The sequence below is a fragment of the Gemmatimonadales bacterium genome (assembly GCA_041390145.1).
Lineage (GTDB): Bacteria > Gemmatimonadota > Gemmatimonadetes > Gemmatimonadales > GWC2-71-9 > SPDF01.
The window spans coordinates 35138-61436 of sequence record JAWKQM010000004.1; the positions used below are offsets into that span (position 1 = coordinate 35138).

The window sequence follows — 26299 nt, forward strand, 5'->3', positions numbered from 1 at the left end:
CCCATCAGCATGCGTATCCCCCTGACGCTCGCGCTGGTCGCCTCCCTGGCCCTCACGCCAGCGGCCCACGCGCAGAAGGCCGCCAAGAAGCCTGGCGGCAAGCCCAACATCCTGGTCATCTGGGGTGATGACATCGGCTACTGGAACATCAGCGCCTACAACCTCGGCCAGATGGGCTACAAGACGCCCAACATCGACCGGATCGCCCGTGAGGGCGCGCTCTTCACCGACCTCTACGGCCAGCAGAGCTGCACCGCGGGCCGCGGCGCCTTCCTGACCGGCCAGAGCCCCTTCCGCACCGGTCTCCTCAAGGTCGGGCTCCCAGGCGCCAAGGAAGGGCTGCAGCCCGAGGACGCGACCGTGGCTGAGCTCCTCAAGCCGCAGGGGTACGTGACCGGCCAGTTCGGCAAGAACCACCTCGGCGATCTCGACGCCATGCTCCCGACGATGCACGGCTTCGACGAGTTCTTCGGCTCGCTCTACCACCTGAACGCCGAGGAAGAGCCCGAGAACCCCGACTATCCGAAGGACCCCGCCTTCCGCGCCAAGTACGCGCCGCGCGGCGTCCTCCACAGCTGGGCGCTGCCCAACGGCGGCCAGCGGATCGAAAACACCGGCCCGCTCACCAAGAAGCGGATGGAGACGATCGACGAGGAGTTCGAGGCGGCCGCGAAGGACTTCATCACCAAGTCCGCCAAGGGCGACAAGCCGTTCTTTGTCTGGTTCAACTCCACCCGGATGCACATCTGGACCCATCTCCAGCCCAAGAGTGAGGGAGTCACCGGCCTCGGCGTCTATCCCGACGGCATGGTGGAGCACGACGCGCTGGTCGGCCGGCTGCTGGCCCTGCTCGACAGCCTCGGCATCGCCGACAACACCATCGTGATGTACTCGACCGACAACGGCGCCGAGAAATTCTCCTGGCCCGACGGCGGCACGTCGCCGTTCCGCAACGAGAAGGCGTCGAACTGGGAAGGGGCGTTCCGGGTGCCGGGGATGATCAAGTGGCCGGGCACCATCAAGCCGGGCACGGTGCTGAACGACATCGTGTCGCATGAGGACTGGGTCCCGACCCTGGTCTCGGCCGCCGGCAATCCGAACGTCAAGGAGCAGCTGCTCAACGGCTACGCCGCCGACGGCAAGACCTTCAAGGTCCACCTCGACGGGTACAACCTGACCGACTACCTGAGCGGGAAGGGACCGGATCCGCGGAAGGACTTCTTCTACTTCAACGACGACGGCTCGCTGGTCGGGCTCCGCTACAACCAGTACAAGGTGGTCTTCGCGGAGCAGCGGGCGGACGGGTTGGACGTCTGGCAGGATCCGTTCGTGCCGCTCCGCTTCCCGAAGCTCTTCAACCTCCGGTCGGATCCGTTCGAGACGGCGGACCACGAGAGCATCAACTACGGGAAGTGGCGCATCGAGCATGCCTTCGTGCTGGTGCCCGCCCAGGAATACGTGGGGCGGTTCCTCGCCAGCTTCAAGGACTTCCCGCCGCGTCAGAAGGCAGGAAGCTTCTCGGTGGACGACGCGCTGAATGTGCTGTTGAACGGGAATCAGCAGAACAACGAGGTTGGCAGCGGGGCAGCGGGGCAGCGGGGCAGCGGGGCAGCGGGGCAGGAAGCTATTCTCTGCTCCCTGCCCCGCGTTGGTCCGCGCCCCTTCGTCCCCCCCTCTCCACATGGTGGAGAGGGGGACAGGGGGTGAGGTGAGCCCTACAACCGTCCCTTCAAGAACCCCGGTGTCAGCCCCTGCAGCCACCCCGCCATCCGCGTGAACTCTCCCGTTACCATCAGCAGGCCCACCAGGATCAGCAGCAATCCGCTGAGCCGCATGACCCACGGCAGGTACTTCCGGAACCTCTGGAACCAGTCGAGGAACGCCTCCATGGCCCACGCCGCCGCAAGGAACGGCACGGCGAGCCCGGCGGAGTAGGCACCGAGCAGCGCCATCCCCCGCCCCACATCCCCCTGCGTCGCTGCCATGCCGAGAATGCCGCCGAGAATGGGGCCGATGCACGGTGTCCACCCGGCGGCGAACGCCATCCCCACCAGCACCGATCCGAGATAGCCGATCGGTTTCCGGTCGAGGTGCACCCGCTGGTCCATCTGCAGGAAGCGGAACTTGAGGACCCCCATCGCGTACAGCCCGAAGAGGATGATCAGCACCCCGCCGACCCGCTGGAGCCAGACCTGGTAGTACTTGAGCGCGGAGCCCAGCGCCGTGGCACTGGCGCCGAGAATCACGAAGATGAGCGCGAACCCGAAGACGAACAGCAGCGCGTGGACCATGGCCATCCGGCGGCGGCCGCTCATTTCTTCCAGGGTCATGCCGGTCAGGAAACCGAGGTAGCTCGGCACCAGCGGCAGCACACAGGGGGAGAGGAAGCTCAGCACCCCCGCGGCAAAGGCCACGAAGAAGCCGAGGTTGTCAGGAGTGTTCACAGCCCCTCCAGGGCGCGACTCTGGCAGTCACGGCAGGTGCCGTGCAGCTCGACGCGGTGAGTGCGATAGCGAAACCGATGTTCGTCGGCGATGATCGGGAGCATCCGTTCCAGGCGCTCGTTGGTGAACTCCTCGACCCCACCGCAGGAGGTGCAGACGAGGTGCCCGTGCGATCCCTGCGGCGTGGCCCCCTCATATCGTCGAGAGCCGTCCCCGAACTCGTGGCGCCGGATCAGCCCGCTTTCCACGAGCAGGTCCAGGGTGCGGTAGACCGTGGCAATGCCGATGCGCTTCCCCTGCCCGGAGAGGCGCTGGTGCACGGCGGCGGCATTCAGGTGGTCGGGGGCGGTGAAGATGGCGTGCGCAATCAAGTCGCGCTGCTGCGTCACGGGGAGGCGATGCTCCCGGAGATAATGGCGGAACCGCTCGAGGAGGTCGGCGGCCTCAGCCGAGGTCAGGTGCGCCATCGTCCTCGGCGGGATACCACCGCTCCAGCGGAATCTGGACCGGCGGCTCTTCCTCGGTCCGCTTCGGGACCAGCGCCACGAGCTCCTCGACGGCGTCGACCGGGCCACTCCCCACCTCGGCGAACTCGGAGGCGAACTCCCCCCGCTTCTTGCCCTTCAGGGTGTGGGCGTACTGCGCGGTATAGATGCACAGCCGGTCGTCCACGATCCGCGAGAGGATGGCGGTGCCATACTCCTTGCCGTCCCGCCGGAAGGGGCGGAACACCCAGAGGCCGTGCAGGTCCGCCACGGGCAGTTCCGTCGCCACCGCCTCGGCGAGCAGCGCCCATCCATTGCCGACCCCCGGCTCCGGGGGCGTCGTTACCTGGTAGCCTGTTCCCATTTTTCCACGTAGAGTCGGAGGACGTGCATGAAGTCCTGCGCGTTGGTGACGACGCCGTAGGCCTGATGCGTGCCGCGATCCTTCAGCTTGTTCACCACGAACTCGGTCTGATCCACGCAAATGGTCATCAACTCGGCGGGGACGCCGTCGTAATGCGTATGGAAGGCGGGGAGCATGTTGCCCACCGCGATCGCGTGGAGTGCGGTGGCCACAAAGATGGCGCCGGTGGCCCGCACCGCATGCTCACGCATGGCGTCCTGCGCGGCCAGCGCGTCGTGGATCACCCCGGGCAGCGGCCCGTCGTCGCGAATGGAGCCGGCCAGGACGTACGGCACCTTGCTGGTGACCAGCGCGTGCATGATGCCGCTCGTGATGAGCCCCGACGCGACCGCCTGTTCAATCGACCCGGCGGCGCGCACCCGGTTGATGGCCCGCATGTGGAGCCCGTGGCCCCCCTCGGTGGCCTGCCCCGTATTCGTCATGCCGAGCGTCGTGCCGAAGATGGCCGCCTCGATGTCGTGGACGGCCACGGCATTGCCCGCCAGCACCGCCTGCACGTATCCGTTCCGAATGAACCACTCGAAGTCGCCACGCGCGCGGGAGTGCACCAGCGCCGGCCCGGCCACCCAGAGGACGTACCCGCCGCGCCGCTTCTCCTCGCCGAGCTTCGCCGCCAATTCCTCGTAGTTGACCGGCCGTTCCCGGCTCACCTCCGTGGACATGAAGCGGAACTCGTTGCCGCTGTGCGCGCCGGACAGGAAGCCGGTGGTGTGCACGTACACGCCCTGGCTGCCGTCTTCCGCCTCCCCCATCACGATCTGGTCGCCCTTCTTCAGCCGCCGGGGTTCCGACACCGCCAGCCCCTCACCTTGCCGGACGATGACGCAGTCCATCCGTGGCCGAACCGGCATGACCCACGTTCCGCCGCCGAGATGGACGTAGGTCGGGAGGTTGGAAGTCGAGAAGAAACCCTCGGGGAGGACCCCGTCGGCGGGGAGCGGGGCGAAGCGCGCCGCGGGCGCCCCAGCGAGCGGGACAGTTGTGAAGTCAGGCGGGGTATATCGTGGAGTGGCCATAGGTTGGGGAATCTTAGGGGTGGCGGAGGGGGGATTCAAGGCGCCATCACCCGTCGTTTGTCCCGCGATTGCGTGGGGGTATATTGGGATATTGTCAGAGAATCTTCCCCGTCGTTCCGCCCGCGCAGCAACTCCACAGCATCCCACCGGAGGATCTCATGCCCACGCGCCGCCGCGCCCTCCAGTTCATGCATCTGGTCAGCATCTGCCTCCTCGCCGCCTGTCAGCCGTCGGAGAAGGCACCGCCAGGCGGTGTCGCGGCCGCCGGTGGCATCGACCGGACCTCGCTCCCGATCGTGCCGCCTCCGACACCGACCATCACCACGCTGGATGTTCGTGACGCGACCCCCCCGCCGCCCTTCCGGGTGACCGCGCCCGAGGGCGCCCCGAATGTCGTCGTCATCCTGATCGACGACATGGGCTTCGGCCAGCCGAGCACCTTCGGCGGCCCGATCCCGATGCCGACCATGGATTCCCTGGCCACCGCGGGGCTGAGGTTCAACCAGTACCACACGACGGCGCTCTGCTCCCCGACCCGCATGGCCCTGCTCACCGGGCGAAACCACCATGTGGTGAATACCGGCGCCATCATGGAGGTGTCCACCGGCTTCACCGGCAACACCGGCATCCGCCCGCTCAGCACCACGCCCTTGGCGGAAATCCTCCGCCAGAACGGCTACAGCACGGCCGCGTTCGGCAAGTACCACGAGACGCCCCCGTGGGAAGTCAGCGTGTCGGGGGCCTACGACCGCTGGCCGACCCATTCGGGGTTCGACAAGTTCTACGGCTTCATCGGCGGGGAGACGAACCAGTGGGCGCCGCTGCTCTATGACGGCACCACCATGATCGAGCCCCCGCGGGACCCGAGGTACCACTTCACGGTGGACATGACGGACAAGACGATCGCGTGGATGCAGGCCCAGCACGCCCTGACCCCCGACAAGCCGTTCTTCGTCTACTACGCCCCGGGCGCCACCCATGCCCCGCACCATGTGCCGAAGGAATGGATCGCCAAGTTCAAGGGACAGTTCGACCAGGGGTGGGACAAGGTGCGCGAGGAGACCCTCGCCCGGCAGATCAAGCTCGGCGTCGTACCGGCCGGCACCCCGCTGGCCCCAAAGCCGGAGGCCATCAAGGACTGGGACGCGCTCTCACCCGACGAGCAGAAGCTGTTCGCGCGCCAGATGGAGGTCTTCGCCGGCTTCGCCGCGCAGACCGACCACGAAATCGGGCGCGTCCTGCGGGCGCTCCGTGACATGGGCGTGGCGGACAACACCCTCGTCTTCTACCAGGCGGGGGACAACGGCGCCAGCGCCGAAGGCAGCATGATCGGCCTCTTCAACGAGATGACCTATTTCAATGGGGTGCCCGAGAAGCTCGGGGACCTCCTCAAGCGGATGGACGAGCTGGGCGGGCCGACCACCTTTCCGCACTACGCGGCGGGCTGGGCCGTGGCGGGCGACGCACCGTTCACCTGGACCAAGCAGGTGGCGAGCAATTTCGGCGGGACGCAGAATCCGTTGGTCGTCTCGTGGCCCGCCCGGATCAAGGCGAAGGGAGACATCCGCTCCCAGTTCACCTACGTGACCGACATCGCCCCCACGGTCCTCCAGGCCGCGGGGCTCCCGGAGCCGAAGACGGTCAACGGCGTGGTCCAGCTCCCGATGGACGGCTCCAGCCTTTTCTACGCATTCGACAGCGCGTCGGCCAAGACAAGGCATGGCACGCAGTACTTCGAGATGTTCGGCAACCGCGGCATCTACCACGACGGGTGGTTCGCGGGCACCATCCACCGGGCGCCGTGGGAGTATGTGCCGCGCCGCCCCCTCAAGGACGACGTCTGGGAGCTGTACAACGTTGATGCCGACTTTTCGCTGGCCAACAACCTGGCCGAGCAGGAACCGGAGCGGCTCAAGCAGATGCAGGACTTGTTCATGCAGGAGGCGGCCAAGAACCACGTCCTGCCCATCGACGACCGAGGGGTGGAGCGGTTCGATGCCGGGCTGGCGGGCCGGCCGGACCTCATGAACGGGCGCACCGAACTCACCGTGTACCCGGGCATGCACGGCATGATGGAAAACGCCTTCATCAACGTGAAGAACCGGTCGCATGACATCACCGCCGAGCTGGTGGTGCCGCCGGGGGGTGCCGACGGCGTCATCCTGGCCCAGGGCGGGCGGTTTGGGGGCTGGTCGCTCTATGTGAAGAACAACCGGCCGGTGTACGCCTACAACTACCTCGGGCTCGAGATGTTCAAGGTCAGCTCCCCCACCCCGCTGCCGAGCGGCACGGTGACGCTGAAGTATGTCTTCGTGTACGACGGCGGGGACCCTGGTTCCGGGGGCGTGGAACGGATCCTCGTCAACGGGAGGGAAGTGGCACAGGGGCGCATTGGCCATACCCAGGCGAGCGTCTTTTCCTCGGATGATGGCGCGGACGTGGGGCTCGACGAGGGCACGCCGGTCTCACCCGACTACCCGGCCTGGGACAACGGCTACGCCGGTGCGATCGTGAGGGTGACGATCAAGACCCAGGAGCTGGAGCTGACGCCCGAGCAGAAAAAGCGCCTCGAGGAGCTGGATCGAAATGCGGCGCTCGGCATCGAGTGACCTCGTGCCGGACCATCCGTAACGGTCTCGGAACAATCGGGGGCCACCTTCGGTACAGCAGGGGGTGGCCCCCATTATCTTTGTGGTTCCCGGAGATCTCCCCCTGAATGCATGGAGCACACGTATGCGCATTGCCCTTCCCCTGACGGCTTCCCTGGCGGGGTGTCTCGCGTTCGCGGGCACGCTGAGCGCCCAGGCACCCGCCCTGCCCCCGGCCAACGTGCAGACCCTCGGTGCCCCCGCCAAGATGGACAGCCGGTTTGGCGCCCTTGAGTTCAAGGACGGCGCCCCGACGGCTGCTACCGCCGATGCGGTCCATTCGGCCCTGGCGTTTACGAACGCCCTGGACGTCTACAACAACAGCTTCCGGGGCGCCTCCGCGTACGGGCTCCGGACCGGGTTCTACAGCCTCGGTGCCCGCGGCAACGACGTCCTGATCTTCTCGCAGTTGATGGACTCGAAGTCGGTCTTCCTGACCGGCAACGCCGACACCATCTACTACCTCTCCATCCTCGACCTTACCAAGGGCCCGATTGTCATCGAGCAGCCGCCCAAGTCGGTCGGCACCATCAACGACATGTGGTTTTCCTGGATCATCGACATCGGCACCCCCGGCCCCGACCGGGGTGAGGGCGGGCGGTACCTGATCGTGCCCCCGGGCTACGACGGCCCGCTGCCCGAGGGCGGATACTATGTGGCGCACTCGAGCACCAACTATGCGCTCTACGCCGCCCGCGCCTACTTGGTCGACAACGACCCGAAACCGGCCGTTGCGATGATCAAGAAGTACATGAAGATCTACCCCTATACTCCGGGCGCCGAGGGCACGAGCATCGCCTCGGCACTCGAGGGGACGGTCCGGATCGCGCAGAACCCACCGATTCCCGAGACCAAGTTCATCGAGGGATCGAACCGGGTCTTCAACACGATCCCCCCGAGCGACTACTCGTTCTTTGAGATGATCAACGCCAACGTGCAGGAAGAGCCGGCCACCAGCTACGATGTGGAACTGGCCGGGCAGATGGCGGCCATCGGCATCGTGAAGGGCAAGCCGTTCAATCCTGACGCCCGGATGAAGAAGATCCTCACCGAGGCCGCCGCCGTCGGAAACGCCACCGGCCGGGTGCTGAACTGGCGGCCGTTCGAGTCGCTCAACTGGTCATACTATCCCGGGTCCTCGTGGACCAGCATGCTCTGGGAGGGCGGCGCCTTCTTCGAGACCCCGCCGCCGATGTTCACCAAGGACGGCATGTTCAAGCCACTCCCGCCGACCGGCGCCCGGACCCTCGCGTCGCGCACGGCGTTCTATTACGGCTACACCCTGGATTCGCCGGGCATGATCATGCGGATTCCTGGGGTCGGCTCCCAGTACCTCATGGGGTTCCTGGACGCCAACAAGAATCCGTTCGATGGCGCCAAGACCTACAAGGTGACCCTGCCGCCCAACATCCCCGCCCGGGCGTTCTGGTCGTTCACCCTGTATGACAACCAGACCCGCTCGATGCTGGCCACGCCCCAGCTCTATCCGCGGGCGGGCAGCCAGAGCTACCCCTCGCCGGCCGCCAAGGCGAGCGCGGACGGCTCGACCACCATCTACTTCAGCCCGAAGCAGCCCGCGGGCGTGGATCGCGGCAACTGGATCCAGACCGACCCCGCCAAGGGGTGGTTCACGATCCTGCGCCTCTACAGCCCGCTCGAGTCGTTCTTCGACAAGAGCTGGCGGCCGACGGAGATCGAACTGGTCAAGTAGCGGCGCGAACTCGGCCCTGGGATCCATCGGGGGAGCTTACACTCCCCCGGTGTATCTTTCAGGGGCCAGCGGTTCTGGCGATACGGTATATATGTGTTATAACAAAGATTGTCGTCTCACACGATGTGGAGAACCACCATGAGAACTCTCGATGCCCCAACTCGAAAAGACCTCAGGGAGCGGCGCGATGCCCCCCTTGCCACCCCCACCGACCTGAAGCCGGCCGCCACCCGTGACATCTCCGGCGCCATGAACGCCGTGCTGGCCGATGTCTTCGCGCTGTACCTCAAGACCAAGAACTTCCACTGGCACATGAGCGGGCCGCATTTTCGCGACTACCACCTGCTGCTCGACGAGCAGGCGGCGCAACTCTTCGCCATGACCGACGTCATCGCCGAGCGGGTGCGGAAGCTCGGTGGCACCACCATCCGGTCGGCGGGCCACATTGCGCGGCTGCAGCGCATTTCCGACAACGACGCGGACTTCGTGGACCCCCAGGACATGCTGTCCGAGCTCCGCGAGGATAACAAGACGCTCACCTCGAACCTTCGGGAGGCGCATGAGGTGTGCAGTGGGCATGGCGACGTCGCCACCACCAGCCTGATCGAGGTCTGGATCGACGAAACCGAACGGCGCACCTGGTTCCTGTTCGAGGCGGCTGCGCCCTCAAGTCACAACGGCCGCTAGACCAGACTCACCAGATCCCGGTCAATCGCCTGACGCGCCTCCCTGGTTCCAGGGAGGCGCGTCTAGCGTACCGGACGATCCGCCCCAGTCCCCCCTCCCATCCCCCATCAGCACCAACTGTCACCTCTAACAAGGACTGATAGGCCACGCTGAAGTGCGCAGATCATGCGTCGAGGAAGAACGCTCCCTCGTCCAGCATCGCCTGGGCAAGCTGCTGTGCCGTCACCACGCCCTCGACGTCGGTGTCGACCAAGAACGGCCCGGTGCGCCCGGTAACGAGGGCCACCGTGGCACCCGCCGCGCGCATGGCCCCCATCACGGCCTCCATGCTCGCCGCACTGGTGACAGTTGCAAACCGACGATCAGCCGCCGCACCCGCCGTCGTCGGGCCTCGCGCGGCGGCTCGACAGATCGCGTCCGCCGTCAGGAATCCGACGACCCGGTGCTGATCCGTCACCAGGAAGAACGATGCGCCACCCTCCACCGCCAGGCCGGCCGCCATTTCATCCGCTGAGGCCTCGCTGCGGAGCCGCCCGATCCGCGTCTCCATGACCGCCTGTGCCCGGTCGCCGAGGTACGTGGCCGCCCGGAGCGCGGTCGGCAGGACGCGTCCGCGGCGCGAGAGCTTCATGGCATAGATGCTGTCCCTGCACAGCAGCGACCGCACGCCGTAGCTCACCGCCACCACCGCCGTCATCGGCACAACCACGCTGTAGTCGAGGGTCATCTCGAGGATCATGACGATCGCGGCCACCGCCGCCCCGGTCGACCCGCCGATCATCCCCGCCATTCCCGCCACCGCGAAGGCAGGCGTGCTGATGGCTATACCGGGGAATGCCATGTGCAGGACGATGCCATAGGCGGCCCCCAGGGTCGCACCCAGGAAGAGCGCCGGCGAGAAGATGCCGCCCGATGCCCCGGAGCCGAGCGTGAGCGAGGTCGCCAGCAACTTCCCGCCGAAGAGGAGCAGCATCAGGCCGAGGGAGAATCGCTGATCGCTGAGGATGTCCTGCACCGTAGCGTATCCGACGCCCTCGATGTAATAGTGTCCGAAGACGGCCATGAACCCGTAGATCATGAGGCCGACGGCCAGCATGCCCAGGAGGTGCTGGCGGTAATAGCTCCCCTTCACGCGCGTCGTGAAGAAGTCCTCGAAGGCATAGAGGGTGCGGATGAAAAGCGTGGAGGCCAGCCCCATGAGCACGCCGAGGCCAAGGTACGCCGGCAACATGTGCGGCTTGAGCAGGTGATAATAGGGCGTCGCCATCCCCGGGATCACGAAGGAGGGATGGGCGCCCAGGAAGACCTGCCCGATGTAGGTGGCCGTGACGGTGGCGAGGACAACCGGCACCAGCGTGCGGACGCTGACCTCCACCAGCAGGATCTCGACGACGAAGAGCACGCCGCCGATCGGCGTGTTGAACGTGGCCGCGATGCCGCCGCCGGCGCCACACGCAATGAGCACGATGCGCTGCCAGCGCGGCACGCGGAGGAGCTTTGCCAGGCTCGCGCCGAAGGACGAGCCGATCTGAATGATCGGTCCCTCCCGCCCGACTGACCCGCCGCTGCCGATGGACAGCGCCGACGCGAGGGACTTGACCACCGCCACGATCGGCCGAATGATGCCGCTGCGGTAGTGAATGGCGTCCATCACCTCCGGGACGCCATGCCCCTTGGCCTCCGGCGCAAAGGTCTTCACGAGGTACGCCACCCCGACCGCGCCCACGACCGGCACCAGGATGACCAGCGCCCCCCACGGGCTCTCCGGCGTGTGGGTGTTGGCGTCGTACTGCAGCGAGAACTGCCCGAGGAACAGGACGTTGTGGACCAGGCCGATCAGGCCACGAAACAGCACCGCGCCGAAGCCGGCCACCACCCCGACCAGCACCCCGAGGAGGCCAAAGGGCAGCGGCCCCATCGGGAGAACCGGTTCCTGCCTGGCGCCGGTCGTCACCACGCATCCTCCCTGCCCGGCGCCCGTCCGGCGCTCGACCGTGTGGTGATGATGCTGTGTTCCATGGCAATCCCTCCAGGAAGTTCGGCGCTAGAGCAGACTCACCGGATCCCGGTCGATCGTTACCCGTGTCTCCCGGTCCCCCGGCAGGCGCGTGGTGGCGTACCGCACGACCCGCCCCAGCACGCTTCCATCCCCCTTCAGCGCCACGTGCCACCGCCACCGCGTCTTGATGCGCGCCAGCGGGCAGGGCGCCGGCCCCAGCACCACCAGGTCCAGTCCGTGCCGATCGGCGAGGGCGGCCGCCCACTCCGCCGTCTCCGCCGCCACCCGGCCCACCGCAGGTTCGTCCTTGCCGGAGATGACCAGGTTCACGAGCCCGGTGGCGGGGGGATACGCCGGGGAATGGCGAAGTGACAACTCCTCGCCCAGGAAGCCCTCCGCGTCATGCTCGGCGGCGTGCAGCAACGCGTGATGCGCCGGCTGCCGGGTCTGGACGATGACCTTCCCGCCACGGGGCCCGCGCCCCGCCCTGCCGGCCACCTGCGCGATCAACTGGAAGGTACGCTCCGCCGACCGGAAGTCGGGCAGATGCAGCGCGGTGTCGGCGTCCACCACGCCGACCAGCGTCACGTTCGGGAAATCGAGCCCTTTGGCGATCATCTGCGTGCCGAGGAGGAGATCCACCTCCCGGCGCTCGACGGTGCCGAGGATGCGATGGTGCGCCCACTTGGTGCTGGTGGTGTCGAGATCCATCCGGGCGAGGCGCGCCTCCGGAAAGCGTTCGGACAGCCAGCGCTCGAGCTGCTGCGTCCCGATCCCGCGCATCTGGGCCACGGCGTGTCCGCAGGAGACGCAATTCCCGGTGAGCGTCGCCTCGAAGGCGCAGTAGTGACAGCGGAGCGCCGGTGGCGACTGGTGCACCGTCAGGCTGATGCTGCACGAGGGGCATTCCGGCACATGCCCGCAATCGGGGCACTGGAGGAACGCAGCGAACCCGCGCCGGTTGAGCAGCAGCATCCCCTGCTCACCACGGGCAAGGATGCGGGAGACCGCGGCGTCGAGCGTTTCCGACCAGGGGATGGCGCCCGACCCGGCGACCTTCGGCGTGGAGCGCAAATCCACCAGCTCCACCGGCGGCAGTTTCCCCGCCCCAACCCGTTCCGGCAGCCGTACCAGCCGCAGGCGCTTCCCCTCCCCCGACTCCGCCCAGCTCTCGAGCGACGGCGTCGCGCTCCCCAGCACCAGCCGCGCGCCCTCGAGCCGCGCCCGCACCGCGGCCACTTCCCTCGCATGATACCTCGGCGTCTCGCCGTTCTTGTAGGTCGCCTCGTGCTCCTCGTCGACCACGATGACCCCCGGCCCCACCACCGGCGCGAAAATGGCCGACCGCGCGCCGACGGCCACCCGCCGCTCCCCCCGGCGCAGCGCCCGCCAGGCGTCGGCCCGCTCCCCATCCGACAGCCCGCTGTGGAGCACCGCAACGTCGTCGCCGAACATGCCCCGGACTCGACGCACCGTCTGCGGCGTCAACCCAATTTCGGGAACGAGGATGATGGCGCCCCGGCCGCTTTCCAGCCCGCGCCGGATCGCCTCGAGATAGACGAATGTCTTCCCGCTTCCCGTGATCCCGAACAGGAGCGCCCCTTCGCCGCCCTGCAGGCTCTCGACCTCCGCGAGCGCCCGCTGCTGGTCGCCGGAGAGATTGTCGGGTGGCGGGGTGCCGACCTCGCCGGCGAAGGGATCGCGCACCCGCTCGACGTCCTCGATGGTCGCCTGGCCTCGGGCCACCAGCGCGCGAATCAACGCACCGCTGAAGCCGAGCTGGGTGCGGAGGTGGGCCACCGAGGCGGTGCCCCCGAGTTCCTCGACCGCCTCATAGAGCGCCCGCTGGCGGTGCCTGCTCCCGAAGAGCGCCTGGCGCTCCAGAAGCGTCGGTCGCTGCTCCGGCAGCGTCAGCACGCGCTCGGTCACCGCGCCGCCCCCGGTGTCGGGAGACTCGATCCTCAGCGTCACGGCGCCGACCCGCGCCAGCCGGTCGACGGCGTCCCACACCGTGCGCTTCATCGCGCGGGCAATCGACCCGACCGGGGCGGAGCCCCCCTTGCGCTCCAGCCAGCCCAGGATCTCGGCGCCGGTGCCCCCCGGGACCCGGTGCGCCGCCGCGATCTCGACGATCACCTCGGAACTTCCCCAGAGCCCCGCCGGCAGCGCCGCCTTGAGCGCCAAGCCGATCGGCGCGCCGTAGTAGCCGGCCATCCACTCCACGGTGCGGAGGAGGGGCGGGGTGAGCGCCGGTTCATCGTCGGGTGCGGCCAGGATGGGGCGGGCGGTCATCTCCGGGGCGGGGGCATCGGCCGCCGTGACGACGCCGATGAGTTCCCGGCCCCGAACCGGCACGACCACCCGCGCCCCGGCCGCCACGCGGTCGGCCAGGGTATCGGGAATCTGGTAGGTGTAGGGAGTGGCGAGGGGAAGCGGGAGCGCGACCTGCGCATACCGTTCCGTCATCGCGGCGTGACGCCGAGCCCCGGACCGGTGGGAAGGCGGAGCTGTCCGCCGGAGATGGTGGCGCCCACGAACGGATCCTTGGCGAGCAGCGCCGCGCCGTCGAGGTCCACGATGTCCACCAGCGGGGTGAAGTGGGCCGCCGCGGTGATGGCGAGCGAGCTCTCGATCATGCAGCCGACCATGACCATCATGTGGTTGGCCCGCGCCACGGCGATCATCCGGAGCGCCTCGCGGAGGCTGCCGCACTTGGCCAGCTTGATGTTGATGCCGTCCACCCGGCCCACGAGCCCCGGGATGTCGCTCGCGACCTTGCAGGACTCGTCGGCGATGATCGGGATGGAGGCCGCCATGCGGATCATGCTGAGGCCATCGAGGTCGGTCGGCACCAGCGGCTGTTCCAGCACCGTCACGCCAAACTCCTCGAGCACCGGCAGCATCCGGATCGTGTGCTTGACGGTCCAGCCGCAGTTGGCGTCCACGCGGATTTCGCGGTCGGTGGCGTCGCGGATTGCCTCCAGCGTCTCGAGGTCGTGCTCGCCACCCAGCTTGATCTTGAGGATCGGGTATTCCGCAGCCTCCTCCACCTTCATCCGGATCCGGTCGGGCGTGTCGATGCCGATGGTAAAGGTGGACATCGGCGCCTTGGCCGGGTCGAGCCCCCACAGCTTGTACACCGGGACACCGAGCCGCTTGCCGACCAGATCGTGCAGCGCGGCGGAGAGCGCGGCGCGCGCCGAGGGGTTCCCCTTGAGCGCGGTTTCGAGGCGCCGCTCCGTTTCCTCGAGGTCGAACGGGTCGGCCGGCAGGTGCGTCGCATAGTTCTGGAGGGTCTGCATCACCGTCTCGGAGGTCTCGCCGTAGAACTTGGTCGGCGCCGCCTCCCCCCACCCTTCGTTGCCGTCGCCGTCGGTCAGGCGGACCCAGACAGTCTTGTAGTCGCTCTGGCCCCCGCGTGCGATGATGAAGGGGTGGCGGGTCTTGAGTTCGAGGTATTCGGCCTGGAGACGCAGCATGAAAAGATCCAGTCAAAGGGGTTCGGTCACCCGAGAAAGCTAACGCCCGGAAACTAACAAGACGAGGGAGGGTCGGAGGTTATGGATCGTCGGAGAAACTGCGAGCGGGGGTGCGGCCGCACCCACCAAGTTTTTCTTCCGACCCTCCGGCAGTTCTCCGACCCTCCCTCGTAAATATCCCAGAGGGCGGAACTAGGCCAACGCCGCCACGTGGGCCGCGACTCCCTTGGCCAGCCGTCCTGGCACATACCCGCCCTCAAGTGTCCCCACGATCGGGGTGTCGGGCATCCGCTCCCGCAGCCGCTCCGTGAGAATCCGGTAGTGCCTCGGCTCCAGCGTGAACCCGCCCAGCGGGTCCCCTGCCATCGCGTCGAACCCCGCCGAGACGATCACCGCGTCCGGCATCCAGTCCCGCGTGGCCACCTCGATGGCCAGCCAGAGATCCCGCACGTACTGCTCCGGCTCCAGCCCCGGCGGCCTCGGCACATTGAAAATGTTGCCCACCCCGCGCTCTGATGCGGACCCGGTATAGGGCCACCATGGCGACTGGTGGAGCGACACGAACCGCACCTCGGCGTCGTGCTCCACGAGCGCCTGCGTGCCGTTTCCATGGTGCACATCCCAATCCACGATCAGCACCCGCCGCCGGCCCAGCGCCTGGAACCGACGCGCCGCGATCACCGCATTGTTGACGAAGCAGAACCCCATCACCCGGTCGGCAAAGGCGTGGTGGCCCGGTGGACGCACCGCCGCGAAGGCGTGGCTTGCCCTGGCATTCCCCCGCTCGACGGCGGCCAGCACCGCGCCGAGGGCACCGAGTATGGCGTCCCAACTGTGGGCACTCATCACGGTGTCGGGGTCGAGAGGCCGGCCGCCGGCGGCGTGGGCGGCGGTCAGCAATGCGAGGTGAGCCTGGGTATGGACGGTGAGGATGACGTCGGGGTCGGCCGGGAGCGCCGTGATCAGTTCTGCCGCGGGCACCGCCGCCAGCGCATCGAGCACGGCTTCCATTCGCCGCGGGGCCTCGGGATGCCCAGGCCCCGGATCGTGGAGCACACAGCCGGGATGGCTGTAGACGGCGACGGCCATGACACCCGCCGAAGGGGAGAGGAGGCTACTTGACCGGACGGCGGCGCGTCGGCAGCACGATCAGCGCCGCGTTGTCGACCACCTTCGCCTGGTCGAGGGACGCCGTCTCGTCGTGCAGCGAGGCGCCGCGGAACTTCACCTCGTAGCCGTTCGGGTCCTTCGTGACATGCGTCATGACGAGCGCCCGGAGCTTGAGTTCGGCCACCGAGGCGGTGCCCGGCATCTGGAGCTCCACGGTATCCCATGCGTCCTGGACCGTGACCCGCACCAGCATCGCGTCCGCGCTCATGTCGTCACCACCACCGGCGTCGGCAGCGTGGAGAGGAAGCGCCCCACCGCCTGATCGAAGAAGAGAGTCGAGGCGCGCACCCGCGTGGCACCGTCGGCGGCAAAGACCGCCAGGGCGATCTCCTCGCCCCCCTGCCCCCGCAGGGTCAGGAACGCGGGACCCTCTTCCTCGGGAAAGGCCGCCGATTGCGGCATCCGCTGGGTGAAGAACGTCTTGGCAAGCCCGATCACCTCCGGGCCGGACAGCGTGGTCGTCGTCTCGTGCACCATGGTCCGCTCAGCGCTTGAGGATGGTGATGCCGGTGGGCTGCGCCGGCAACGGGGTGGTGCTCACCTTGGTGAGCGTGGTCAGGTCGATCACGTCCACCGCGCCGGGGTCGGCGCCGATGGACTCCTGGGTCACGTAGGCGTAGCGGCTGTCCGGGCTGAACGCCACGCCGTGCACGATCTTCTTGGTGGTGGGGATCCGCGCCACCTCCTTGAGCGTCTTCGCGTCGACGACGCTCGCGCTCTGCGCCTTCTTGTTGGTCACCACCACGTACCGCCCGTCCGGCGACGGCTCCACGTTGTAGGCGCCCGCGCCGACGGGCACTTCCTGGCGCATCGTCAGCGCATCGGTGTCCCATACCTGCAGCGTCCCCTTGTGATTGCAGGCGACGTACAGCGTCCGGTCGTCGGAGGAGAGGCTGACGAAGGTCGGCGCGCACTCGTTGTCCACCGGCGGCGCGGCGGCGGGCGCACTGGCCGGTGCGGCGTGGTTCATTCCCGCGTGGCCCGCGGCTGCCGCTGGCATGGCCATGCCGGAGCCGGTCTTGGCCCGGCGGACCACTTCGAGTGTGGCGGGGTCGATCTGGAGCACTTCGTCGCTGTGCATGCACGAAATCCACACCGCCGTGCCGGCATGGTTGACCTTCACGCCGTGCGGCATGTCGCAGGCGGCGATGTCGGTGATCGTCATCATGTCCGGCGTATAGACCGCCGAGACCGAATTGACCCGGGGGTGGTCGCCATGAAAGTCGGAGTTGGCCACGAAGGCGAAGTCGCCGTCAGGCGTGACCGAGATGGTGGTGGGGAAGTATTCAAGTTGCGCCCGGCCGGCCACGGTGTCGTTGCTGGCGTCGAACCGCCACAGCGTCCCGTACGGGGTGCCGTGCGCAATCGACACATAGTACCAGCGCTGGTCGGGGGAGACGGTGATGTTGTGCGGGCCGTCGATGTCCGCGGGCATGACGCCCACCGGCACCACGTGGTCCACCACCAGCGTGGCGCCCTCCGGCCGGAGCCAGGTGACGATGTCCCCCGACTCGCTGACCACCCCGACCCGGTACGACTGGGCGGCGAGTGGCGTCGCGACCAGCAAGAGTCCCAGCAAGAGCGAGCCCCGCATTGCATCCCTCCGACGCGTGAGTACCGACCCCAAAGTTAACCGCTCCCCGCCGGTTCCGCCGACACCGTCCCCCGGAAGGGCGCTGCCTGCTTCAGGAAATTCAGGAGCCCGCTGGGCCGCCGGAACACCAGGACCAAATCACCGGGAGGCGGGTCGGCGATGCCCTCAACCGTGAGGAAGGCCGGGAGGGTTGCCTCGGCGGGCGCCATCGCCCGATAGCGACGGCCATGCCACCCGAATTCGAGCGCCGCGGGGAGCCGACGAACGATGTGGTCGAGGAAGTAGTCGTCGTCCACCTGGTAGATGTCGTCGGCAATCGCTTCGCCGTCGAGGAAGAAGAGGGGATCAAACGCCTCGCCCTCGCCCCGCGCGAAATTCTCCTCGGCGGCCTCGTCGAACGCTTCCAGCGCCCCCTCGCGGGCGCGCCACTCGAGATGATGCCGCAACTCGTGGGTAAGCGTCTCCCATGCCTCCCCACGCCAGTCGAAGCCGGGGTCCAGCTCCGCGAGGGCGAGGAACGAGCCGTAGTAGAGCACCACCCGGCTCTGGATCTCGTCGACGGCGCCGGTCTCGCCGGCATGGAAGGGGATGCAGTGCCCGAGGGTGAAGATCTCGCCGCGGGTGGGATGCGGCACGGCGCGGGGGGAGACGGTGATCTCGGAGATCCCGTCAAGAAACTCGGCCGGCACCTCGGCGCTGAGCTTCGTGACCAACCTCCGAAAATCGGCGAGATTCATGCTGCCTCCCTGCCCCGCCGCCGCCCTGCCTACGCCGCGTCCAACGCCTGCGCAAGGTCCGCAATGAGATCCTCGTAATGCTCCACCCCCACCGACAGCCGCACCATCCCGGCGGTGATGCCCATGCGGACCTGGTCCTCGGGCGGGATGTCGGCGTGGGTCATGGAGCCGGGATGCTGGGCCAGTGACTCCGTGCCGCCGAGGCTGACGGCCAGCTTGACCATGGTCAGGGCGTTGAGGAAGCGGAACGCGCCGGCCTCTCCTCCGTGCACGTCGAACGAGATCATCGACCCCGGTGCCACACACTGCCGCTGGTAGACGTCGAACATGGGAGATCCTTCGGCGAGATGCCCGAGGTAGTGGACCTCGTCCACCTTCGGATGCTCGGCGAGGAAGTCCGCCACGTACCGCGCGTTCTTCATCGCCGCCGTCATCCGCATCTTGAGCGTCTCGAGGCTCCGGAGAAGGAGCCAGCCGGTCCACGGGCCCGCCATGGTGCCCATGAAGGTGCGGAGGGTGCGGATCGGCAGCATCACCTCGGCGGAGCCGGAGGCGGCGCCGGCAATCACGTCGCTGTGGCCCCCGATGAACTTCGTGGCGGAGTAGAGGACCAGGTCGGCGCCGTGCTGGAGGGGATGCTGCCAGAGCGGGCCGAGGAAGGTGTTGTCCACCATCACCACGGCGGGGCGGCCAGGGGCCGCAAGGCTGTGCACCAGGTCCGAGATGGCCTGGATGTCCACGAGCGCGTTGGTGGGATTGGCGGGCGTCTCGAGGAGTGCGGCGGCCACCGGGCGCCCGGCGACCTTGGCCGTCACCTCGGCGGCGAGGTCCGCCATCGGAATCCCCGCCTGGAAGCCCACGGGAATGACGCCGAGCCGCGGCAGGTAGTGCTTCACGAAGTGGTCGCAGCCGCCGTAGAGCGGCTCGCTGTGGATCAGCACGTCACCCGGTGTCAGGTAGGCCAGCAGCGAGGTCGTGATTGCGGCCATTCCGCTCTCGAAGACGGCGCACGACTCGGCGTCGTCCCAGAGCGCGAGGCGGCCCTCCAGAATTTCCAGGTCGGGATTGTTGAGCCGACTGTAGATCAGCCCCATCTCCTCCCCGCTCCGCTGCTCCCGGAGGCCGTACGCCACCTCGAAGAAGGCCTTGCCCGCCTCGGCCGACTCAAAGGCGAAGGTGGAGGTCTGGAAGATCGGGCACTTCACCGCCCCCTCGCTGAGCCGCGGATCGTACCCGTAGCTCATCATCAGGCTCTCGGGTCGCAACGGCTTCCCGCCGATCTCGCGATGCTTGCTCATTGATCCGCCCTTGTTGTCGGTCTTCAGCCTTCAGTCCGCTCCTTGAGCCACCCCTTGAGCGTATCCGCCGCCACCCGGTCCTGCGTCATCGAATCACGGTGCCGCACGGTCACGGTGCCGTCCTCAAGCGTCTGCCCGTCCACGGTGACGCAGAATGGCGTGCCCGCCTCGTCCATCCGGCGGTACCGGCGGCCGACCGCGCCGCTGTCGTCGTAGAACGCGGGGACGTGCGGCTTGAGGTCGTGATAGAGCCGGGTGGCAAACTCCGGCATCCCGTCCTTCTTGACCAGCGGAAAGATGCCGACCTTGATGGGCGCGATGGACGGATGGAAGCCGAGCACCACCCGGGTGTCGCCCTCGACCTGTTCCTCGCGGTAGGCGTCGACCAGCGTCGTCAGGGTGACACGGTCGGCCCCGGCCGAGGTCTCGACGATGTACGGCACGAACCGCTCGTTGTTTGCCTGGTCGAAGTAGTCGAGCTTCTTCCCGGAGGCCGCCTGGTGCCGCTGGAGGTCGAAGTCGGTGCGGTTGTGAATCCCCTCGATCTCGTTCCAGCCGAAGGGAAATTCATACTCGATGTCGTACGCCTCCTTGGCGTAGTGCGCCAGTTCCCCCTCGCCATGCTCGTGCCAGCGCAGCTTGGCCGGATTGAGGCCAAGGGCGTGATGCCAGGCCATCCGGATCTCGCGCCACCGCTCGAACCACTCGGTGTCGTCGCCCGGCTTCACGAAGAACTGCATCTCCATCTGCTCGAACTCGCGGGTCCGGAAGATGAAGTTCCCCGGCGTGATCTCGTTGCGGAACGCCTTGCCGATCTGCGCGATGCCGAAGGGCACCTTCTGGCGCGACCCCTGCAGGACGTTCAGGTAGTTGACGTAGATCCCCTGGGCGGTCTCGGGACGGAGGTAGATCACGGCGGCCGACTCCTCCACCGGGCCCATGAAGGTCTTGAACATCAGGTTGAAGAGCCGGGGTTCGGTGAGCTCGCAGGTGGTGTGCTGCCCCGCCTTCTTGCTCGGCTTCTGGGGGCACGGGGCGTCGTCGAGCTTGTCGGCCCGGAACCGCGCCTTGCAGGTCTTGCAGTCGACCAGCGGGTCGGTGAACCCGGAGACGTGGCCGGAGGCCTCCCACACCTTGGGGTGCATCAGGATGGCGGCGTCGAGGCCCTCGATATCGTCGCGGGCCTGGACCATGGCGTGCCACCACCGGTCCTTGATGTTCTTCTTGAGCGCCACGCCGAGGGGGCCGTAGTCCCACACCGAGCCGAGGCCGCCGTAGATCTCGGAAGACTGGAAGACGAATCCGCGCCGCTTGCAGAGCGACACGAGCTTGTCCATGAGGGTGGTGTCGGCCATCTGCCGGCTCGCAGGGAGGGGGGTGAAGGAGGAGTCTGGATACGCGGGATAATAGACGGGCCCGGAGGGAGCGACAAGCAACGGGTTCTCTGCAAGACTTTGCACGCAATGCACGGCACGATCGGCTGTTCCCTGCATGAAAGGGCGTGGCAGGAAATCACCTATCTTCCTACATGGCAATGGCTTAGGAATCTGCCCCTGCCCGGCACCTGAATTGCTTCCTCAGCTCCCCAGTCAGGCCACCCGTGTGGCCAGGAACCCGATCCACCGACCCGAAGCAGGAGTCCGAGATGCGCCCCGAACCGACCTCCCCGGCAGCGAGCCGGCTCACGACCCTGATGGCCGACCGGCGCGGTTTCGCGCTGGAGGCCACGCTGATCGTGCTGGTCCTCATCTCCGTCCTCGTGGGCGCCTCCGTGGCGAGCTACGTGATGGTGCAGCGCTCCGGCAGCGTGGACTACCGCGGAACGCGGGTGTCCTACGCCGCCGAGGCGGGGGCCGACGCCGTCATCTCGCAGCTGGCGGCGAAGATGACGGACGGCATCCTGAGCTCGGCGGACCTCGCCTCCATCACCCTGCCGACGCTCTCGGGCTTCACCTTTGCCGCGCCGACCGTCACCCAGATCGGGTCGCCGGTCCCGCGGACCATCACCTACGGCCCCTTCAGCGGGCTGATCGGCCTCAACCAGCAGATCGACATCGGCATCACCGCCACCGACCCGGCCAACAACCGGGCCCAGGTCGTGGTCACGGCCAACGCGCAGTCGATCCCGCTCTTCCAGTTCGGCGTGTTCTACGACGGCGACCTCGAGATCCACAACGGTCCCAACCTGGACTTTGCCGGCTGGGTGCACACCAACTCCAACCTGTACCTGAACTCCGGCTCGTCGCAGCACTTCATGGACCTGATCACCACGCCGGACAGCATCTTCTGGCAGCGGAAGAACGAGAACGACCGCGACAGCCACACCTATATCAACGACGCCTCGGGCACCCCCCGGACGCTCAACTTCGACAGCCGGAGCAACCCCGGCCAGTCGTTCGTGACGGCCAGCAACAGCCTCTTCAACGGCCGGGTCATGACCGGCGTGAGCGGGGTACAGCCCCTCCGCCTGCCGCTTCCCACCGGGATGCCGCCGATCGAGCTGATCCGGCCCCGCAGCGGCGCCGACGACGCCGACACCCGCGCCGTCAAGTTCGCCTGGAAGGCCACGGCGCACATCACGGTGGACCTGGCCCAGCTGAACAACGTCAACACCTGCGCCGGCCTGACCATCATCGGCTCGCCCCTGCCCACCGGCGCCAGCTGCGCCATGTTCTACGGCAAGAGCCAGGCGTACTGGGACAACCGCGAGAACATCGGCGTGGACGTCTTCCAGATCGACGTCGGCGCCCTGCAGACCTGGGCGGCCGCCAATTCCGCGCGTGACTACAGCATCATCTACGTCACCTTCATCAACGCGAGCGCCACGAACGCCAACCGCGACTACCCCGCGGTGCGCGTCACCAACGGGGCCACGCTCCGGGCCCCCATCACGGTCTCCACCGACCGTCCGCTCTATCTCTGGGGCAACTTCAACAGCATCGGGTGGCAGCCGGCGTCGTTCATCGCCGATGCGCTGACCATCCTGTCCAGCAACTGGACGGACGCGACGCACACGGTCCCGGCCGGCAACACCGCCGCCGGCGGCGGCTCCGACTACACCAGCACCGCGAAGACCACCGCGGCCGGCCTGACCACGATCTATGCCGCCGTGGCCGCGGGTCACTCGGCCACGCCGTGCGACTGGCAGCGGACGGGCTGCACCGTGCCGACGCCACCCCCGGCGACGAGCGGCGGGAGCTACGGCGGCGGGCTCGAAAACTTCCCGCGATTCCTCGAGAGCTTCGGCGGCTCCCGGACCGTGTTCTACCGCGGCTCCCTGGTGTCCCTCTTCGAGAGCCAGTATGCCGCCCGGCGGCGCTGGGCGTGGAAGAGCTACTACGACGCCCCGGACCGTGACTGGGCCTTCGACCTCCGGTTCCGCGACCCGCGCAACCTTCCCCCGGGCACCCCGGTGGTGGGCAGCGTGATTCAGACCTCCTTCCGGCCGGTGTTCTAGGATGGCACGCATGGCACCCAACGACCGAGCGGGCTTCACGCTCATCGAGATGGTCATCGTGATCGTCGTCATGGGCCTGGCGATGATGATCGCGGTGCCCCGGTTCCGGGTCTCGGACAAGACCAAGGCCCGGCAGGCGGCCACCCAGCTCGCGGCGGACCTCGAGGTGGCGCGGTCGACCGCGATGGCCAAGCGGGCCACCGTGCGGGTGGTCTTCGACCCGAGCACCAGGTCGTATACCGGCTACCTCGACTTCGACCGGGACAACGTCATCGGGGAAACCGCCGCCGAGCGGGATTCGCTCCACGCCTTCGGCACCCGCGTGCTGCCGACCGGCGCGTCGTTCGGTCGGGCGGGCCAGGTGGACATCACCAACTTCGCGGGCGCGGGGGCGATCACCCTCCCCGCCTCGCAGATCAACTTCGACGGCCGGGGGCTGTCCACCCCGTTCGGCACCCGCGGCGTCGTCTACCTGCAATTCGCGGCCGACACCGGCGCCGTGGCCGCCGTGACGGTGTCCGGCGCCGGCGGCGTCCGGCTCTGGACTTCTGAGGGAGGGTATTGGCGATGAAGCGGAAGAACGAAGGGGGATTCACCCTCATCTCGGTCATCATGGCCGTGGTCATCCTGAGCATCGGGATCATCGCGCTCGGGCGGTCCCAGGCGATGCTGGTCCGCGCCCAGGCCACCAGCGCCAGCCGGGACGTGGCGCTCGGCATCGCCCGCAACTACGTCGAGGAGGTCCGGAGCCGGACCACCCAGCCGGCCTCGGAAGGGGCAACGGCCGTGGACGAGACGGGCACCGCGAGCGCGGGCGGGCACTACAGCCGCTCCCTGACGGTCTCGGACCTGGGCGACGGCCTCTACCAGGCCATCTGCAGCGTGACCTATCCGCGGGGCCAGCAGCCCGTCCAAATCATCACTCTCATCTACCGGTGATCGCCATGCGCGTGCGTCTCCCCGCCGGCCGGGCCGGCTTTACCCTCGTCGAGCTGATGATCGCGATGATCGTCGGCCTGGTCGTGCTCGCGGCCGCCACCTCCGTCGTCGCGTCCACCTGGAAGGGCATCGCCGGCGGACGCACCCGCGAGGGGCTGGAGCGGAACGCCCGCTTCATCAACGAGGCGCTGAACCGCGACCTCTCCGAGACCGGCGTCGGCATCGCCTCCAGCGTGCGCTTCGGCTCGCTCACCGTCCGGAACGACACGATCGTGATCCTGAGCGTCCCCTACGTGAACGACACCGTGGCGGCGCCGCACACCTTCCAGTACGGGGGCGCCCCGCTGGCCGCCGCCACCGGCAGCTGCGGCACCTATTGCGTGGACGTGGACACCGTCCGGTTCGACCTGGCCGCCAACGACCTGGCGCTCCTGCAGGCCAACAACGAGCGGCGCCTCATCGAGGTGACCAACGTGAGCATCGGGAGCGGCGTGGCCTCGGTGACCTTCCGCCCGGACACCGTCCTCCTCCAGCACGAGGGCGCGTACGCCCGCAACCTCACGCTGCCGAACAACGGCGTGGCGGTGACGAAGCTGAAGTTCGTGTCGTATTGGGTGGAGAACGGCGCCCTGATGCGGGCGCAGGAACTGAACCCGAACGGGACACCCAAGGGGGAGCTGATCGCGACCGGCGTGGACAGCATCCGGGTCCGGCTGGTGTTCAGCGACGGCACCGAGGCGACCACCGCCAATCCGACCGACAGCAACGGCGACAACGACTGGGACGACATCCTGGCCATCCGGGTCAACGCCTGGATGCAGGGCGACCCCGTGGATCGCCGCGTCAACAACGGGCAGCCCGTGACCCGCGCCTACGGCTGGTGGTTCGCGCCCCGCAACCTGCGCTACGAGAAGAATCGAATCAGCTGAGTCCTACACTTCGATGATCTGGTCCCGCCGCGTCCCCACGCTCACGTAGCGGATGGGGGCGCCGGCGAGGTCCTGCAGCCGGTCCAGGTAGGCCCGCGCCTGCGGCGGCAGGTCCGCCATCCGCCGGGCGCCCTCGGTGGACTTCTTCCAGCCGGGCAGCACCTCGTACACCGGCTCCACCCGCTCCAACCGCTCCACCTCCGCCGGCAGCTCCTCGCTCCGTTCCCCGTCGATCCGGTACTCCGTCCCCACCGGGATCTCGCTGAAGCTGTCGAGGACGTCGAGCTTGGTGACCGCCAGGCCCGTCAGGCCGTTGACCCGCACCGAGTACCGCACCACGTTGGCGTCGAACCACCCGCAGCGCCGGGGGCGCCCGGTGACCGCCCCGAACTCGCCCCCGATCCGCTGCAGCGCCTCCCCGCCCTCCCCCTGCGCCTCCGTGGGCAGCGGCCCGTTCCCCACCCGCGTCGTGTACGCCTTCACCACCCCCAGCACGCCGTCGATCGCGGTCGGGCCGATCCCCGAGCCGACCGAGGCCCCGCCCGCCGTCGTGTTGGAGCTCGTCACATACGGGTAGGTGCCGTGGTCGACGTCGAGCAGCGCCCCCTGGGCCCCCTCCAGGAGCACCCGCTGGCCCGACCGCAGCGCCCGGTGCACCAGGAGCCCGGTGTCGGTCGCCAGGGGCAGCAGGCGGGGCGCCAGGCGCTCCAGGAGCGCCACGTGCTCGTCGAGCGACGCCGGGGCCGCCCCCATCATCGCCAGGAGCCGGTTGGCCCGGTCCAGCCGCTCCGCGAGCAGCGCCCGGAGCCCCGCCCCGTCCCGCAGGTCGACCACCCGCACGCCCCGCCGCCCGTACTTGTCCTCGTAGGTCGGGCCGATGCCGCGTCCCGTGGTCCCGATCTTCTGCGACTTCTCGCTCGCGGCGTCGAGCAGCTTGTGATAGGGCAGCACCAGGTGCGCCCGCTCCGAAATGAAGAGGCGGCCGGTGGTGTCCACGCCCCGCCCGGTCAGTCCGTCGAGCTCCTTGAAGAGGGTCTCCGGGTCGAGCACCACGCCGTTGCCGATGAGGCAGCGGGCGCCCGCATGCAGGATGCCGGAGGGAATCTGCTGGAGGATGAACTGCTCCTCCCCGATGACCACCGTGTGGCCCGCGTTGGCGCCCCCCTGGTAGCGCACCACGCAGTCGGCGCGCTCGGACAGCACGTCGACCAGCTTCCCTTCCCTTCGTCACCCCACTGGGCGCCTACCACGACGACGCAGTGCGTCTTCGGATCGAACATGG

Annotated in this window: 23 protein-coding genes; 8 read left to right on the forward strand and 15 right to left on the reverse strand. The window is 68.1% G+C overall.

What is annotated here, in order from left to right; genetic code table 11:
• Nucleotides 1-9 precede the first annotated feature (9 nt).
• Nucleotides 10-1707: an arylsulfatase gene (locus tag R2910_03550; protein ID MEZ4412043.1), complete on the forward strand. Its 1698-nt coding sequence runs from the start codon at nucleotides 10-12 to the stop codon at nucleotides 1705-1707.
• A gap of 8 nt (nucleotides 1708-1715) precedes the next feature.
• Here the strand turns inward: R2910_03550 and R2910_03555 are convergent, their stop codons facing one another.
• From R2910_03555 to R2910_03570, 4 genes are read right to left on the reverse strand one after another with little or no spacing between them, the layout of a single operon-like run.
• On the reverse strand, nucleotides 1716-2444 hold the full coding sequence (locus tag R2910_03555) for a cytochrome c biogenesis protein CcdA (GenBank protein MEZ4412044.1): 729 nt from the start codon (nucleotides 2442-2444) through the stop codon (nucleotides 1716-1718).
• Entirely contained in the window at nucleotides 2441-2911 is a 471-nt protein-coding gene (locus R2910_03560; GenBank protein ID MEZ4412045.1) for a Fur family transcriptional regulator, read from the reverse strand. The genes R2910_03555 and R2910_03560 overlap by 4 nt, the downstream gene beginning before the upstream one ends.
• Nucleotides 2889-3293 (reverse strand): hypothetical protein, encoded by a 405-nt coding sequence (locus R2910_03565; protein MEZ4412046.1) that lies wholly within the window; start codon nucleotides 3291-3293, stop codon nucleotides 2889-2891. The genes R2910_03560 and R2910_03565 overlap by 23 nt, the downstream gene beginning before the upstream one ends.
• Entirely contained in the window at nucleotides 3272-4369 is a 1098-nt protein-coding gene (locus R2910_03570) for a hypothetical protein (protein ID MEZ4412047.1), read from the reverse strand. The genes R2910_03565 and R2910_03570 overlap by 22 nt, the downstream gene beginning before the upstream one ends.
• Nucleotides 4370-4527: 158 nt before the next feature.
• On the opposite strand from R2910_03570, the gene R2910_03575 reads away from it, so the two are divergent.
• The 3 genes from R2910_03575 (at nucleotide 4528) to R2910_03585 (ending at nucleotide 9415) form a co-directional block, all read left to right on the forward strand.
• Nucleotides 4528-6978, forward strand: coding sequence for an arylsulfatase (locus R2910_03575; protein MEZ4412048.1), 2451 nt, complete (start codon nucleotides 4528-4530; stop codon nucleotides 6976-6978).
• 124 nt (nucleotides 6979-7102) lie between these two features.
• Nucleotides 7103-8728: a DUF1254 domain-containing protein gene (locus R2910_03580; GenBank protein MEZ4412049.1), complete on the forward strand. Its 1626-nt coding sequence runs from the start codon at nucleotides 7103-7105 to the stop codon at nucleotides 8726-8728.
• A 138-nt stretch (nucleotides 8729-8866) separates the two neighbouring features.
• Entirely contained in the window at nucleotides 8867-9415 is a 549-nt protein-coding gene (locus R2910_03585) for a DNA starvation/stationary phase protection protein (GenBank protein MEZ4412050.1), read from the forward strand.
• Between the two features lie 163 nt (nucleotides 9416-9578).
• On the opposite strand, the gene R2910_03590 is transcribed toward R2910_03585, so the two are convergent.
• The 10 genes from R2910_03590 to R2910_03635 form a co-directional block, all read right to left on the reverse strand.
• Complete coding sequence (locus tag R2910_03590; GenBank protein ID MEZ4412051.1) at nucleotides 9579-11369, reverse strand: chloride channel protein; 1791 nt, start codon at nucleotides 11367-11369, stop codon at nucleotides 9579-9581.
• A 90-nt stretch (nucleotides 11370-11459) separates the two neighbouring features.
• Nucleotides 11460-13880: a primosomal protein N' gene (gene priA / locus R2910_03595; GenBank protein ID MEZ4412052.1), complete on the reverse strand. Its 2421-nt coding sequence runs from the start codon at nucleotides 13878-13880 to the stop codon at nucleotides 11460-11462.
• A complete protein-coding gene (locus R2910_03600; GenBank protein ID MEZ4412053.1) occupies nucleotides 13877-14893 on the reverse strand; it encodes a dipeptide epimerase in 1017 nt (338 codons plus the stop codon). The genes priA and R2910_03600 overlap by 4 nt, the downstream gene beginning before the upstream one ends.
• Before the next feature lie 192 nt (nucleotides 14894-15085).
• Nucleotides 15086-15982 carry a histone deacetylase gene (locus tag R2910_03605; protein MEZ4412054.1) on the reverse strand — a complete coding sequence of 299 codons (897 nt, stop codon included), beginning with the start codon at nucleotides 15980-15982 and terminating at the stop codon, nucleotides 15086-15088.
• A gap of 25 nt (nucleotides 15983-16007) precedes the next feature.
• A complete protein-coding gene (locus R2910_03610; protein ID MEZ4412055.1) occupies nucleotides 16008-16271 on the reverse strand; it encodes a hypothetical protein in 264 nt (87 codons plus the stop codon).
• Nucleotides 16268-16540 carry a hypothetical protein gene (locus R2910_03615; protein ID MEZ4412056.1) on the reverse strand — a complete coding sequence of 91 codons (273 nt, stop codon included), beginning with the start codon at nucleotides 16538-16540 and terminating at the stop codon, nucleotides 16268-16270. The genes R2910_03610 and R2910_03615 overlap by 4 nt, the downstream gene beginning before the upstream one ends.
• A gap of 7 nt (nucleotides 16541-16547) precedes the next feature.
• Nucleotides 16548-17657, reverse strand: a complete 1110-nt coding sequence (locus R2910_03620; protein MEZ4412057.1) for a cytochrome D1 domain-containing protein — start codon at nucleotides 17655-17657, stop codon at nucleotides 16548-16550.
• Between the two features lie 35 nt (nucleotides 17658-17692).
• Nucleotides 17693-18394, reverse strand: a complete 702-nt coding sequence (locus R2910_03625) for a metallopeptidase family protein (protein MEZ4412058.1) — start codon at nucleotides 18392-18394, stop codon at nucleotides 17693-17695.
• A 29-nt stretch (nucleotides 18395-18423) separates the two neighbouring features.
• Nucleotides 18424-19692, reverse strand: coding sequence for a cystathionine gamma-synthase family protein (locus R2910_03630; protein ID MEZ4412059.1), 1269 nt, complete (start codon nucleotides 19690-19692; stop codon nucleotides 18424-18426).
• A gap of 23 nt (nucleotides 19693-19715) precedes the next feature.
• Nucleotides 19716-21047, reverse strand: coding sequence for a glycine--tRNA ligase (locus R2910_03635; GenBank protein MEZ4412060.1), 1332 nt, complete (start codon nucleotides 21045-21047; stop codon nucleotides 19716-19718).
• 290 nt (nucleotides 21048-21337) lie between these two features.
• Between R2910_03635 and R2910_03640 the strand changes: the two genes are divergently transcribed.
• From R2910_03640 to R2910_03655, 4 genes are read left to right on the forward strand one after another with little or no spacing between them, the layout of a single operon-like run.
• Nucleotides 21338-23149: a hypothetical protein gene (locus R2910_03640; GenBank protein ID MEZ4412061.1), complete on the forward strand. Its 1812-nt coding sequence runs from the start codon at nucleotides 21338-21340 to the stop codon at nucleotides 23147-23149.
• Between the two features lie 10 nt (nucleotides 23150-23159).
• Nucleotides 23160-23720, forward strand: a complete 561-nt coding sequence (locus tag R2910_03645; protein MEZ4412062.1) for a GspH/FimT family pseudopilin — start codon at nucleotides 23160-23162, stop codon at nucleotides 23718-23720.
• The gene (locus R2910_03650) at nucleotides 23717-24088 is read left to right on the forward strand and encodes a prepilin-type N-terminal cleavage/methylation domain-containing protein (GenBank protein ID MEZ4412063.1); all 372 of its coding nucleotides are present in this window, start codon (nucleotides 23717-23719) and stop codon (nucleotides 24086-24088) included. Before R2910_03645 ends, R2910_03650 begins: the two co-directional genes overlap by 4 nt.
• 5 nt (nucleotides 24089-24093) lie before the next feature.
• Nucleotides 24094-25017, forward strand: coding sequence for a prepilin-type N-terminal cleavage/methylation domain-containing protein (locus R2910_03655; protein MEZ4412064.1), 924 nt, complete (start codon nucleotides 24094-24096; stop codon nucleotides 25015-25017).
• A gap of 3 nt (nucleotides 25018-25020) precedes the next feature.
• Here R2910_03655 and R2910_03660 read toward each other — a convergent pair whose 3' ends face one another.
• Entirely contained in the window at nucleotides 25021-26220 is a 1200-nt protein-coding gene (locus R2910_03660; protein ID MEZ4412065.1) for an adenylosuccinate synthase, read from the reverse strand.
• Nucleotides 26221-26299: the final 79 nt, after the last annotated feature.

Coding starts and splice junctions, on each gene's coding strand:
- R2910_03550 (MEZ4412043.1), top strand. CDS start 10: ATGCGTATCCCCCTGACGCTCGCGCTGGTCGCCTCCCTGGCCCTCACG.
- R2910_03560 (MEZ4412045.1), bottom strand. CDS start 2,911: ATGGCGCACCTGACCTCGGCTGAGGCCGCCGACCTCCTCGAGCGGTTC.
- R2910_03565 (MEZ4412046.1), bottom strand. CDS start 3,293: ATGGGAACAGGCTACCAGGTAACGACGCCCCCGGAGCCGGGGGTCGGC.
- R2910_03570 (MEZ4412047.1), bottom strand. CDS start 4,369: ATGGCCACTCCACGATATACCCCGCCTGACTTCACAACTGTCCCGCTC.
- R2910_03575 (MEZ4412048.1), top strand. CDS start 4,528: ATGCCCACGCGCCGCCGCGCCCTCCAGTTCATGCATCTGGTCAGCATC.
- R2910_03580 (MEZ4412049.1), top strand. CDS start 7,103: ATGCGCATTGCCCTTCCCCTGACGGCTTCCCTGGCGGGGTGTCTCGCG.
- R2910_03585 (MEZ4412050.1), top strand. CDS start 8,867: ATGAGAACTCTCGATGCCCCAACTCGAAAAGACCTCAGGGAGCGGCGC.
- priA (MEZ4412052.1), bottom strand. CDS start 13,880: ATGACGGAACGGTATGCGCAGGTCGCGCTCCCGCTTCCCCTCGCCACT.
- R2910_03600 (MEZ4412053.1), bottom strand. CDS start 14,893: ATGCTGCGTCTCCAGGCCGAATACCTCGAACTCAAGACCCGCCACCCC.
- R2910_03605 (MEZ4412054.1), bottom strand. CDS start 15,982: ATGGCCGTCGCCGTCTACAGCCATCCCGGCTGTGTGCTCCACGATCCG.
- R2910_03610 (MEZ4412055.1), bottom strand. CDS start 16,271: ATGAGCGCGGACGCGATGCTGGTGCGGGTCACGGTCCAGGACGCATGG.
- R2910_03615 (MEZ4412056.1), bottom strand. CDS start 16,540: ATGGTGCACGAGACGACGACCACGCTGTCCGGCCCGGAGGTGATCGGG.
- R2910_03620 (MEZ4412057.1), bottom strand. CDS start 17,657: ATGCGGGGCTCGCTCTTGCTGGGACTCTTGCTGGTCGCGACGCCACTC.
- R2910_03625 (MEZ4412058.1), bottom strand. CDS start 18,394: ATGAATCTCGCCGATTTTCGGAGGTTGGTCACGAAGCTCAGCGCCGAG.
- R2910_03630 (MEZ4412059.1), bottom strand. CDS start 19,692: ATGAGCAAGCATCGCGAGATCGGCGGGAAGCCGTTGCGACCCGAGAGC.
- R2910_03635 (MEZ4412060.1), bottom strand. CDS start 21,047: ATGGCCGACACCACCCTCATGGACAAGCTCGTGTCGCTCTGCAAGCGG.
- R2910_03640 (MEZ4412061.1), top strand. CDS start 21,338: ATGCGCCCCGAACCGACCTCCCCGGCAGCGAGCCGGCTCACGACCCTG.
- R2910_03645 (MEZ4412062.1), top strand. CDS start 23,160: ATGGCACCCAACGACCGAGCGGGCTTCACGCTCATCGAGATGGTCATC.
- R2910_03650 (MEZ4412063.1), top strand. CDS start 23,717: ATGAAGCGGAAGAACGAAGGGGGATTCACCCTCATCTCGGTCATCATG.
- R2910_03655 (MEZ4412064.1), top strand. CDS start 24,094: ATGCGCGTGCGTCTCCCCGCCGGCCGGGCCGGCTTTACCCTCGTCGAG.